General features: G+C 57.8%; 10 protein-coding genes. 8 read left to right on the forward strand and 2 right to left on the reverse strand.

From position 1 onward, the window contains the following. Positions 1-7 precede the first annotated feature (7 nt). The 7 genes from VE009_RS04055 to VE009_RS27185 all read left to right on the forward strand — a co-directional run bounded on the left by VE009_RS04055 (position 8) and on the right by VE009_RS27185 (position 6,736). Entirely contained in the window at positions 8-1,786 is a 1,779-nt protein-coding gene (locus VE009_RS04055; RefSeq protein ID WP_325006116.1) for an extracellular solute-binding protein, read from the forward strand. A 107-nt stretch (positions 1,787-1,893) separates the two neighbouring features. Beyond that, a complete protein-coding gene (locus VE009_RS04060; protein ID WP_325006117.1) occupies positions 1,894-3,486 on the forward strand; it encodes a hypothetical protein in 1,593 nt (530 codons plus the stop codon). Positions 3,487-3,539: 53 nt separating this feature from the next. Further along, positions 3,540-3,968: a helix-turn-helix transcriptional regulator gene (locus VE009_RS04065; protein ID WP_325006118.1), complete on the forward strand. Its 429-nt coding sequence runs from the start codon at positions 3,540-3,542 to the stop codon at positions 3,966-3,968. A 441-nt stretch (positions 3,969-4,409) separates the two neighbouring features. Beyond that, positions 4,410-5,282: a YwqG family protein gene (locus VE009_RS04075; protein ID WP_325006119.1), complete on the forward strand. Its 873-nt coding sequence runs from the start codon at positions 4,410-4,412 to the stop codon at positions 5,280-5,282. Next, complete coding sequence (locus tag VE009_RS04080; protein ID WP_325006120.1) at positions 5,227-5,973, forward strand: class I SAM-dependent methyltransferase; 747 nt, start codon at positions 5,227-5,229, stop codon at positions 5,971-5,973. The genes VE009_RS04075 and VE009_RS04080 overlap by 56 nt, the downstream gene beginning before the upstream one ends. Positions 5,974-6,062: 89 nt before the next feature. After that, positions 6,063-6,485, forward strand: coding sequence for a hypothetical protein (locus VE009_RS04085; RefSeq protein ID WP_325006121.1), 423 nt, complete (start codon positions 6,063-6,065; stop codon positions 6,483-6,485). Positions 6,486-6,502: 17 nt separating this feature from the next. Beyond that, entirely contained in the window at positions 6,503-6,736 is a 234-nt protein-coding gene (locus VE009_RS27185) for a hypothetical protein (protein ID WP_414694770.1), read from the forward strand. On the opposite strand, the gene VE009_RS04095 is transcribed toward VE009_RS27185, so the two are convergent. Together VE009_RS04095 and VE009_RS04100 are read right to left on the reverse strand one after the other, a co-directional pair. After that, the gene (locus VE009_RS04095; protein WP_325006189.1) at positions 6,670-7,212 is read right to left on the reverse strand and encodes a hypothetical protein; all 543 of its coding nucleotides are present in this window, start codon (positions 7,210-7,212) and stop codon (positions 6,670-6,672) included. The two genes, VE009_RS27185 and VE009_RS04095, sit on opposite strands and share 67 nt — an antisense overlap. A 92-nt stretch (positions 7,213-7,304) precedes the next feature. After that, on the reverse strand, positions 7,305-7,775 hold the full coding sequence (locus VE009_RS04100) for a hypothetical protein (protein ID WP_325006122.1): 471 nt from the start codon (positions 7,773-7,775) through the stop codon (positions 7,305-7,307). A 505-nt stretch (positions 7,776-8,280) separates the two neighbouring features. Between VE009_RS04100 and VE009_RS04105 the strand changes: the two genes are divergently transcribed. After that, positions 8,281-12,822 (forward strand): chitobiase/beta-hexosaminidase C-terminal domain-containing protein, encoded by a 4,542-nt coding sequence (locus tag VE009_RS04105; protein ID WP_325006123.1) that lies wholly within the window; start codon positions 8,281-8,283, stop codon positions 12,820-12,822. The last annotated feature ends 51 nt before the right edge of the window (positions 12,823-12,873 follow it).

Here is a 12,873-nt window from a genome sequence, read left to right on the forward strand (position 1 = left end):
TACACAAATGAGAAAAAAAGCGGCAAAGACGCTTGCCGTCCCCATGATGGCCGCGGCGCTGATGCTTTCGGCCTGCACGAACAACGGCGCGGGGTCGAACGAAGGCGGGACGAACCCGGAGCCGTCCGCGGCGAATCAAGGCGGGGAGCAGAGCGCGAGCGAAGGAACGAAAGAGGAGCTCGTCACGCTGCGGGTTCTCGTCATGGAAACCGGCACCAAATGGAACAAATATCCCGACAGCGCCGTCGCGAAAGATATCGCGGAGAAGATCGGCGTCAAAATCGAGTATGTCGAAGCGGACGAGAACAAGTTTAACGTGCTGCTCGCCGGCGGCGACCTGCCGGATATCGTCCGAGCGGACGTCAACAAGTTCGAGAAGCAGCTGATCGAAGGCGACTTGATCATCCCGATGGACGATATGCTCGCGGAGCACGGCAAAGACATTACGGCGAACATCGGCACGGTCGTTGAATACAGCAAGAAAAACTGGAGCAACGATACAGGCAAGCTGTACTTCCTGCCGCCGCAGGTGCAGCCGAAGCCGGGCACGGCGATCTCGCCTATTACGATCGGACCGACGATTCGTTGGGATTGGTATAAGGAAATCGGCGCGCCGGAAATCAACACGATGGACGATCTGCTGAACGCCGTCGAACAAATCGTCAAAAATCATCCGAAGACCGAAGACGGCAAGCCCGTATACGGCGTCTCGATGTGGCAGGATTGGGGCCTCTGGCCGTATTTGATCCCGCCGATTACGTTCACGGAGTTGACCGGCGTGACGAGCGATCTGACGGCGACGACGGTTGGCGGAAGCAAATTCATCAGCACGCTGACGGACGAATCGTCGAACTTCTGGACGGCGATGGAATTCTACAACAAAGCGCATCGCCGGGGGCTCCTCGATCCGGACTCCCTCACGATGAAAAACAACGACTACATGGCGAAGGCGACGGCCGGCCAAATCGTCGTCGGTCCGGCGACGTGGGCGATGGGCGATTTCAACGCGCAGCATCCGGAAGGCGACCAAGGGTACATCGTCGTGCCGGCAGGCAAACTGGCTTGGACCGGCGGCGTCAATCCGCTCGGCTGGCAGGACAAAACGTACGCGATTTCGAAGAGCTCGAAGCATCCGGAGAAGGCGATGCAGTTCTTGAACTACATCTATTCCTACGAAGGCGCAAGAACGATGTACAACGGCGTGGAAGGCACTCACTGGACGATGGTGGACGGCAAACCGACGCTCACCGAGGAGACGCTCGCGCTCAAAGCGAAGGGCGGCACCGACTTCGAAGCGTCCGCGCTGTCGCTCGATCGCAACCTGATCGGTCTCGGCAACGCCGTCATTAATGCGAACGACAATCAGCCTGTCGACCTGTTCACGTCGGAAGAGGCGCTCGCGAAGGCGGCGACGCCGCTCGAGAAAGATTTCGCGGCGCACTACGGCGCGGAATACTCCGGTCAAGTGTTCAAGAAGCTGATCGAAGAAGGCAAGCTGAACACGTGGACGACGTGGATGAACGGCATGTCCGACGACGAGATCCTAAAGCGGAACACCGTGCCGGGCGTCACGCTCACGGAAGAACAAAAGAAAACGGAAGCGGCGCTCAAAGAGCTTGCGGCTCGCCAAGCGGCGAAGATCATCCTGTCCAAGGACGAAGCGGAGTTCGAGAAGAACAAGCAGGAAGCGATCGAGGCGTTCAAGAAAGGCGGCGCGGAAGAATTCACGAAATTCTACAACGAGGAAGTCGCCAAGCTTCGCGCGGCGCACGGATTGACCGACTAATCTCCGCCGCAAGGCCGAATCAACGAGCCAAAGCCAATCGACTTTGGCTCGTTTTTTCGTCCTGATCAGGGAAATTCAAGCGAAATAGGGAAAGGGAGGAAGTTCGATTGACGCATGGGAACGTAACGACGGCGAAGGTGCGCGTCGATGGTAGCCGCGTGCTGCACGACGATTTTCTCGGGGTCGGGGTGAACGTCATTCCGGTCGCGTTCATGGCGAACAACGCGGCGCACGGGTACGAAGAAGCGCATTGGGAGATCGACCGCCAACGCATCGCGGCGCTGCGCCCGAAGGTGGCGCGCGTGTGGTTCCAGGTCGACTGGATGGAGCCCGAGAAGGGCGTATACGATTGGGAGCGTCCGCAGATGCAGGCGTTCCGCGCGTATTTGGACGCGTTCCGGGAGGCGGGCACCGAAGTCGAGCTCAATTTCGGCTGGAAGGTCGGGCGGGACATTCAGGAGTGGTTCGCCATCGAGGGGTGCGAAGGCCGGATCAGCGCGCCGCGCGATCTTGCGGCGTTCGCGGCTTCGTGCTCCGCCGCGCTGCGCGAGCTGATCGACCGCCGAGGGTACGACAATATCAAATACGTCGCCTTCTACAACGAGCCGAACGGCCATTGGGATTTCGACGCCCCCGGGGACCCGCGGGAATATTACGCGAATATGCTGCGGACGGTGCACGAGAGGCTCGTCGCGGACGGCTTGCGGGAGCGGGTTCGCATTTGGGGACCTGAAGAGGTCGACATGACGTGGGCGCTGTATATGAAGGATCATGCGGACGAATGGATCGATGAATATACGTTCCATATTTACGGCGGCTCGTACGACGATTTGAGCGGCCAGATCGCGAAGCGGCGGGACTACGTCGCGCCGAAGCCGGTCGGCATGACCGAGTTCGGCTGGCCGCATCCGGAAGAGAGCGGATGGGATGCGGGCTACGCCAACTACGTCATTCAAGCGGCGAACGAGGGGCTGCACTCGGCGCTCATCTGGCAATTGAACGGCGTCCGCTGCGAGGACCCGGACGAAGGCGTGAACACGAACGGCGTCTTCACGCTGTGGGACTCCGTCGCGGACGGCCTTGCGCCGAACCGCAGCTTCTACGTCGCCTCGCTGCTGATGCGCTACATCCCGCCGCACAGCCAGGTGCTCGCGACGAGCGCGTCGTCGCCGGACGTCCGCGCTAGCGCGTTCCGATCGGCGGAGGGCGACGTGACGGTCGTCGTGGAGTGCAAGGACGGCGCCCGCGGCGTCGAGCTCGAGTTCGCGAACGCGCCGGTCGGGAAGACGTTCCATAAGTTCGTCTACACGGACGGGATCGCGCCCGAAGACAACGCGCTGCTGCCCGCTTGCGCGGGCCGGTTCGACGCGGAAGCGGGCGGCTTCGCGGACGAGGCGCCGGCCGGCGCCGGCTACGCGGTCGCGGTGTATACGACGCTGTCGCCGCTGACGCAGGTGGAGGTGACGCCCGCGCGGTCGTCGGCGGTCGCCGGGCGGACAGTGGCCCTCTCCGCGCGCGTCATCGACGGCGAGGGCGGCGTCCGCTGGAGCGTCGTCGGGGAAGGGAACGGCACGATCGACGCGGAGGGACGGTACGCGGCACCCGAGGGCATCGCAGCGCCGAGGCTCGTCGCGGTCAAGGCGGAGAGCGCGTCCGGCTCGGCCGGGTGCGGCGTTGCGCTGATCACGGTGCTGCCGTAACCGCGGGCCGCGGTACTTCCGCGGGGAGCGGCTTATCGGACGGCAAGGGGGAGTTGAAAATCTATACTTATTTGAACGAAGAGCGGATCGAGGAGGAAATCGACGAGGCGGAGCCGTCCGACGAAGGCGAAGCGCTGCTTCATAGGGTCGACGCGGCGATTCGCCGGTTGGACGTGGCCGAAGCGTCGATCAAAAGCGTGGCGAGGGTGCTGGATATGAACGCAGCGTATTTGGGGCGCTTGTTCAAAGCGAAATGCGGCGCATCCTTGAAGGACTATATCGCACGCGAACGGATGGAGACGGCGAAGCGGCTGCTGCGGGAAACCGATTGGAAGGTGTACGAGATCGCCCGGCGCGTCGGATACTTGGAGGTCGATATGTTTTACAAACGGTTCAAGTTGTACACAGGCGTCAGCGCCAATCGATTCCGGGCGGAGGTTAGAGCCCGAGAAGAGGGAATGCGATGCCGCGCCAGCCGTTGACGTCGCATTGGCCATATCGGTTATCGCCCGCGGCCGTGCCGTCCGAGACTAGACCGACTGGATGAGCGCAGCCCGCCGCAACCGCCGCGATTTTGCGCCAGCCGCTTACCTCGCAATAACCATATGTGTTATCCCCCATAGCCATCACCGCGCTTCCGAGGTGAGCCGACCGTCTGACGATAACCGCAAGCTATGGCGGCTTTAGACCGTCGGTTCACCTGTAACGACGTTTCCATCGGTGCGAAGGTATCCATGGACTGCCCCTTGATCTTACCCGTATATATTCGTCGCCGGCAACGAACCTTGTTCGAATAAAAGGATCGCCCTGCAAATCAGCCGGCTTGGAACGGTAGGGGGAGTTTGTACGTCTTACTTGTTAACATACTTAATCGGAAAAGGCGGTTCATAAGACACATGGGAGAACGAAAAGGGGATATGCACATGAACGAAAAGGAAATAATCGGCTTGCTTATTGAATCTGGATTAGGCGCTTTTGAGAATCAGATTCGTCCGCTCATCTTTCCGTCGTTCCAACTACATTTGCAACCGGAGTCAGATGACGCGATTCCCCTCGGCGCAAGTAAAGTCGGAGGGGCTCCAGACCTTCCGGACAACCTCGCATGGCCGAAATGGCGGGGCTACGAACAGTCGTTTATCGCCCAAATCAATCTCGCCGAAATTCCTTTACCGTCGCCGCTGCCTTCAAGAGGGTTGTTATCCTTTTTTTACGCCCTAGGTGCCATGTACGAGGAGGACGAAGACTTTTATACCGACCCCAAAACATGTCGAGTCGTCTTCACAAGCGCTGAAGATTTGGTGCGGCTTCAACGTACATCGGTACCTGTAGAGCTTGCTTCGGAGTCCATCATGAGACCGAACCGGATTTCGTTCGCGCCTCGTTTATGTGTTCCGACTTCGGAATCTGCGTATTTGGAAAGCATCGGATTAAGCTATGGAGCAGAAGGCTACGAGACATACTGGAGCGTCTTCCTTGAGCAGTTTCGCGAGCGGTGGCAACCTGACGAGTACATCCATCGCTTGCTTGGACACCCGGATCAAATACAGGGCGATATGCAAATTCACTGCGAGACGCTCGCTAAGGGACTATCGTGGGAGGACTTAAGAAAAGCTGATGTCAGAAGGCAAGTTATAGAGTCCGCCGTAAAGTGGCGGCTATTGCTGCAGATCGATTCCGAGGAGGATAAGATTGGTAACATGTTCGGCGATGTCGGAAGGCTATACTTTTGGATTCACGAGAATGATCTTAAGTCCGAGCGTTTTGACCGCGTTATTTGCGAAATGCAATGCGGTTGACCACTCGCCCATCTTATGCCGAAACGTCCATTACAAGTCAGGCAATGGTCGGAGAAGGGAGGGCAATGAGATCGAGAATTATTGGAATCACAATACAGCTTTTCACGGAGAGTTAGTGGCCGACGCAAAGCTGCGCGGCGGACGGGTATTGGACATTGGGTGCGGCGATGGATTGCTGCTTCAACGCCTTGCGCCTTATGCCCAAGAAGTCGTGGGAATTGACCCTGACAAGGAAACCATTTTGCGAGCGCAAGCAAGACTTGCTGCGGTTACGAACGTGTCGTTCATCACCGGCGACTTCTTGGAGATGCCAGTTCCGTCTTTACATGAACGGTTTTCTACGGTCATCTGTGTAGCGACGTTACATCATATGGATTTGAGAAGCGCTTTGGACAAAATGGGCCAAGTTCTAGCGCCCGGCGGGCGGCTCTTGATCGTCGGATTAGCGGCTGACAAGTCTATTATCGATCTTGTAATCGCAGGAGTTGTTCTTGTACCGATCCGTCTCATGGATCGACTGCATGGCGGGATGCAAGATCCGGGCGTCCGAATGGCAGAGCCTAAAGAATCGTTAACTGAGATTCGCCAAGCGGCCCATGACATATTGCCGGGAGCGACAATCCGACGGCGCTTCTATTACCGGTATTCCTTAGTGTGGGATAAGCCGAAGAGCGGTAACGAACCGCGCTAGGCGATCACTATTTCGTCATGCTGCTAAAGCAACCGAGCAGCGTAAGGAATGGGGCATGTGCCAAGATGACAATCATAAGGAAAGTGTTAATGACTGTATTTACGGCTTACGTGGTATTTTTGTTGGCGTCTTTTTTGTTCAAGGTGCCAATAAGCAAGTATTTGGTTGAGAGGCAACTATCCTCTTACTTGAACCAGGTGATTGAGCGGGATCCGGATGTCGCCTCAGAATTTTATCTGAGTCACACCGATCTAGCAACGATCGCACAACACGTGAAGGAAGGCGGATTCGAACTCCAATCGTTTAAGAACGTGGAGGGGGAATACGACGATGGGTGCGTATGTACAGGACATGTCGATTTAACTTTCGACAATGGTGGAGAAGCATTAACGGTTCGAGCAGTCTTTACGACCGGATCTCCTAGACAAGTTTGTGCTATTACGCCGTCAGGTCAAGAAGATATACCCGTTTTGACTAAATGGAATAAGTTTGCATGCGGAGGCGATTTTTGACGAGAGGGGAATAGCATATGGGAGATGGGACGATCTACAGTACAGAATATGTGCTCAATGATCCCGATGAGAACTTAGCCGCATATTTCGAAGATGATCGCTTCCGCCCTGGAAAGGTGTTCGAGCTCGGCTGTGGTCCCGTCCGGAATGCCATTTATCTTGCGGCACGCGGCTGCACTGTGGATTATTTTCGATTTTCATCGGAGTCAAACCAATGGGTTATACGTTTTACTTTGGTAAAACCTAAGTAACTATATCGGATCGTCACCTCCTGAATCGGCTCTTTGTCGTACCGAACGATGACTCCGTAATGGATAGGCGTAAGCTTCTTCGAATTCATCTTACCAGCAAAAATCGTTTGCATGTCTGTAGCGGATAGTTGCGGCCGGATCGATGCGGCATTCAAGTCCATAACTTTCGTATTCGGGTCTGTCTCCGCTCCCAAAAATTGCACAAGGCGGCTTGAGTTAAAAGTGATGCCGAGTTGAACGTGATCCGGTATCGCCGCACCATTCACCTTTACGCTTTGCAATTTGATATCCGACTTACTTCTATTTACAACTTGAATACTATACACTTTATTGCCGTTCGGGTCCGTATATATGGTCAAACCGTTACTGATTAATGGATCTGAGCGTAGATACCAGATGATAGTTGCTGTCACGAGAAGGATCATCAAAGCTCCAACCATGAGCAGCAGTCGATAGAAACGAATAGATTTTCTCAAATAAGGCACTCCTTACATATTACCTCGCTTCGTATATACCGTATTTTTCCCCGAACTGTGTTATTCCGCCCCCCGAGGCATGGCCATAATATTCAGTTAGTTATAAAACCATTAAACAACCAATGACCATCTTTACGGATAAAACTCATATAAAATGTGCTATGTGTGTCATCAAAGAAATGAGCAAAGCCTATTTGAAATTTTGTATCCGATTCAAGATAAGTCGAACTCCAATATTCGAGATTGCTTAAATTCACATTTTCAAGAAAATTAACAGAGTTATCGTTGAAGTGTATTGTATCTTCTTCTCGACTAACCGTTACCCCCGGAGCTGAAACCGACTCCAGGTAATCGTAATCCTTGCGCTCCATCGCATATATAATCTTAAAGGAAAGATTCATAGTTTCTCTAAGATCCATCATGAATGTGTCACTCGGTCTTTCATCTAGTTGAGCAAGCGGTTCCCCGGCCTGATCCTCGTTATTTTGATCTACAGTAGAGTTAATTCCCGAACAAGCAACCATGAATAACAATGGGCATATTAACAAAAAAACCTTTGACATAGTCGCCTCCCAGTATTATGTAATATTCTATCATTTCACCATAAATTCATAAATGGTTAGGGTGAAAACGGATGCCGTAGTGATTTTATGGGGAAATGGATTTCTTTAGATTATAAAGGGTTAAGCGAGCAGGAAGTGAAACAGGCATTTGAGTCGTTAGGTTTTCAAGTATCCTGGGTCACAAGACAAGGTATTATCTAAAGTTTTAGCGCATTTGCCGGGGGAAATCCAACACTTCAGCCACTCCAAGGAGTGGTTTTTTTAGTTTGATAAGACTCATTTGAACGACGCCGCGAACTTGTTCAAGTTGCCCAAATATTTTTCAACCCGCCGCGCCGGCGAATCGGTAAACAATTCAATCGTTTCCTAAGATCCTTCAAACTGGAAGCGGTTACGAGACGGTACGATGAGAGCGGGGAGGTGAAGGGGAATCGCAATCCGCAAGATCCGGAAACAACGGTCGAGCCACACCATTTTTCCAAAGAAAAGGGATGATTAAGGAGAAATGAACAGGATCCGTACGAGAAAAGCCACACTGAAAACGGCCGGCGCTCTCGCCTTGGCCGCCTCGCTGGTGCTGTCTTCATGGTCGACGTCGGCGCCGTCGGCGCTGGCCGAGGACAACGCCGGGACGGGCGCGGCCGTCGAAACCGCCGTCGTCCGCATCGATCCGAACGAGGTCGTGCAGTCCGACTTCCTCGGCGTCGGGGTCAACGTCATTCCGACGTCGCTTATGCAGGGGACGACGCGGCACGGTTACACGGAAGCTCATTGGGAAATGGACCGCAAACGGATCGCGACGGTGCAGCCGAAGGTCGCCCGCGTCTGGTTCCAGATCGACTGGATGGAATCGAGCAAAGGCGTGTATACGTGGGACAGTCCGGAGATGCTGGCGTTTTACAAATATTTGGACGCGTTCAAGGAAGCCGGCACGGAAATCGAATTCAACATGGGCTGGAAAATCGGTTCGAAGGCGCATGAATGGTTCAACATTCCCGGCGTCGATCCGTGGACGAGCGCGCCGGCCGATTTGGACGCGTACGCCGCGTCGACGTCGGCGGTGCTCCGCGAGCTGATCGACAATCGCGGATATGACAACATTAAATACTTAACGTTCTACAACGAGCCGAACGGCAGCTGGGACTTCGAAGCGCCGGGCGATCAACAGGCGTACTATGCGGAGATGGTCCGGAAAGCGAGCGAGCGGCTCGCGCAGGACGGCCTTCGCGACCGGATCGAAATTTGGGGTCCGGAAGAAACGGGCGCGCCGGCTTGGACGCGGTATATGAAGGATCACGTCGACGAGCATATGGACGGGTACAGCTTCCACGTGTACGGCGAATCGTACGAAGGGTTGAAAGTGCAGTTCGCGACGCGGATCGATTACGTGAAGCCGAAGCCGGTCCATTTGACCGAATTCGGTTGGGGCGACGACAATGCGAGCAACTGGGACGCGGGCTTCGCGAACTCGGTCATCGCTTCTGCTAATCTCGGCGTCAAGTCGGCGCTCATTTGGCAGCTGAACGGCGTCTGGAGTCCTGATCCGTACGGCGGCACGAACGGCGTCTATACGATGTGGGATTCGCTTGTGCTCGGTATGACGCCGCGCAAGACGTTCTACATCGGCGGGCTGCTGACGCGGTACATTCCGGAGCACAGCGAGGTGCTGAAGGTCGACGTCGGCTCTCCGAACGTGCGGGCCGCCGCGTTCCGGTCGCAGGACGGGAACTATACGATTCTGCTCGAAAGCAAGGCGGGCGCGCCGAAGGACGTCACGTTCGATTTCGGCGGCGTCGAGATCGGCAAGACGTTCCGCAAGCTGACGTACCAGGACGACGTCGAGCGAACCGGCAACGCGATTTTGCCGCCGGTGTCCGGCACCTTCGAAGCGGGAACGTCGTTCCGCGACGCCGGCATCGACGGCGAATATACGGTGGCGATCTATACGACGGCGCCGGCGCAGACGCAGGTCGAAGTGACGCCTCTGACGCCGACGGTTCGCTCGGGGGATAAAATCGAGTTCTCCGCGAACGTCATCGACGGCGGCGGCGGTGTAACGTGGAGCATCGTCGGCGAAAACAACGGGGCGATCAACAAAAACACGGGCGTCTACCATGCGCCGCAGGTGGAGCATGAAACGTACATCGCCGTTCGAGCGACGAGCGAGCAAGATCCGTCGGCATCCGGCGTCGCGCTCGTAAAGGTGCTGCCAAAGTCGCTGCCGAACACGGCCGAAACGCCGACGTTCAGCCTGCAGCCGGGCGTGTACCCGTCCGCCGAGGCGCTCGTCCTGTCGACGACGACGCCGGGCGCGGACATTCGGTACACGACGGACGGCAGTACGCCGACCGAATCGTCGCCGCTGTATACGCGTCCGATCATCCTGAAGGACGGCTCGCTCGCGCTGTATAAAGCGAGAGCGTTCAAGGCGGGACTGAAGCCTTCGGGCAGCGTATCCGCGCTGTACCAAATCGGTCAAGTGAGCAACGGGCCGGACGGCTACGAGTTCTGCATGTACGAAGGCGGCGAATGCTACTTCGAAGGCGAAGCGGTCGTCGCGTTCGGCGCCGACGGGTTGTTCAACTACGCGGTGCATACGGACGGCGTCGCCTGCTCGGCGGACGTGTTCGGCGACCCGAACCCGGGCGTGTCGAAGCGCTGCTTCTTTAGCTACGACATTCCGGACGAACTGCCGGTCGTGACGGTGTACAATTCCGGCTTCGAGAAGCCGGCGACGACGTCGGCGCGTCCGGGGCCGATGACGAACGGCTGGGTGTTCAACAGCCGCACGGGCGTTCAGCACAATAACGGTCCGTTCCAAGCGACCCCGGCGCCGCAAGGCGTGCAGACCGGCTATTTGAAGACGGACGGCGGCGTGTCCGGCGTGCTGTACCAAGAAATCAACTTCAAGCCGGGCACCTATCAAATGGAGTTTAAAGCGGCGAAGCGGACCAGCTTCGGCGGGCTCCAGACGTTCGACGTCTATTTCGACGATACGGTCATCGGCTCGTACGCGCCTTCCACGGGCGATTATGTGACGTTCCGGACGGAGCCGTTCGCGACGGAGGGCGGGCGTCATAAGATTTCGTTCGTCGCGACGACGACCGTCGGCGATAACACCGCGTTCCTCGACGACGTGCGCATCGGCTATCCGAAGGAGCCGTCCCAGCCGCATCTCGCGAACGCAAGCTTCGAGTCGCCTGCGGCGACCGAGGACGACCGCATCTTGACCGGCGTGACGGCGGGCTGGTCGTTCGACGAACGTTCCGGCGTCGTCCGTAACGGCAACGGCTTCGGCTCGCCGAACGCGCCGGTCGGCGTGCAGGCGGCGTACCTGATGGCGGAAGGCGGCGTCGGCGGCTCGTTCGCCCAGACGGCGTATTTCCCGGCGGGCACGTACGCGCTGCAGTTCCGGGCGGCGAACGGTTCGTCCGGCGCGCCGATGACAATCGCGGTGAAGGTCGGCGGCGACGTCGTCGGAACGTTCACCCCGACGGCGAGCGGGTATGCGTCTTACGAGACCGACTTCTTCACGGTGGAGGAAGGCGCGAAGGACGTAACGTTCGCGGCGATCTCTGGCGACGGGCTCGCGTTCGTCGACGGCGTCGCGATCGAGCGGGTCGAGATTCCTTCCGTTGCGTCGCTCGCGAACGGCGGGTTCGAAACGCCTAGGGTGACGTCGAACAACGGCGTTCTCGTCGGCGGCACGGCGGGCTGGACGTTCAGCAATACGTCGGGCATCATCCGCAACGGCAGCGTGTTCGGCGCGCCGGACGCGCCGGAGGGGACGCAGGCGGGCTATTTGCAAACCGTGAACGGAACCGCCGGCGAGATGAAGCAGACGGCCGTGTTCCCGGCCGGCTCGTACGCAATTCAGTTCCAAGCGGCGAAACGGACGTCGTTCGGCGGACAGCAGTCGTTCTATGTATATTTCGACGACCAGCTGCTTGGATCGTTCACGCCGACGTCGGGCAATTATCAGACGTACGTGACGGACGGCTTCGTCGTCGAGGCGCCGGGCAAGCACACGATTCGGATCGCGGCGGCGACGACGACGGGCGACAATACGGCGTTCCTCGACGCGTTCGCCATCGTGCCGTATACGCCGCCGGCAGGGCCGACGATTCCGAACGGCAGCTTCGAAACGCCGGTCGTTACCGCGGGCAGCGGCGTGCAGGTCGGAGGCGCGGCGGACGGCTGGACGTTCAACAGCTACTCCGGCCTCGTGAAGAACGGCAGCGTGTTCGGCGAAGCGCCGGCGCCGTCCGGCATGCAGGCGGCGTACCTGAACACGAACGGCGGGCAGGGCGAATTCAGCCGAACGGTCGATTTACCGGGCGGCACGTATGCGCTTACGTTCCAAGCGGCGCGCCGCGCGTTCGGCGGGCAGCAAACGTTCGACGTGCTGCTTGACGGGCAATTGATCGGGTCCTACGCGCCGACGTCGACGACGTATGCCGCATTCCGCACGGATCCGTTCGAGATCGTCGCGGGGCAGCATACGATTACGTTCAAGGCGACGACGACGACCGGCGACAACACGGCGTTCCTCGACGCGATTGCCATCGGCGCGCCTGTATCGGAGGCGCCGGCGTTCGCGAACGCCGGGTTCGAGTCGCCGGAGGTATCGAACGTGCGCGGCAACTTCACGGACGGCTGGACGTTCAACACGCATGCGGGCATCCAGCGCAACGGCAGCGCCTTCGGCGCGGCGCCGGCGCCGGAAGGCGAGCAGACGGCGCTCATCCAAAGCAAGGACGGGACGCACGGGCAGTTCAGCCAGACGCTGTTCCTCCCGAAAGGGACGTACAAAATGAAGTTCCAAGCGGCGAAGCGCAATTTCGGCGGCCTGCAAACGATTGTCGTCAGCGCGGACGGCGCCGTTATTGGCACGATCACGCCAAATACGTCCGATTTCCAGACGTACGAGACGGACGCGTTCGTCGTGCCTTCGGGCGCGAGCCGGACGATTACGTTCGCGGGCACCGCGGCGCCGGGCGACAACACGGCGTTCCTCGACGCGATCGAGATCGTGCCGGTGCCGTAAGCCGCATGGCGCGGGCGAACCTGCGGTCTGACTAGGGAAGACCCCATATAC

It is taken from the genome of Paenibacillus sp. (assembly GCF_035645195.1).
GTDB lineage: Bacteria > Bacillota > Bacilli > Paenibacillales > YIM-B00363 > Paenibacillus_AE.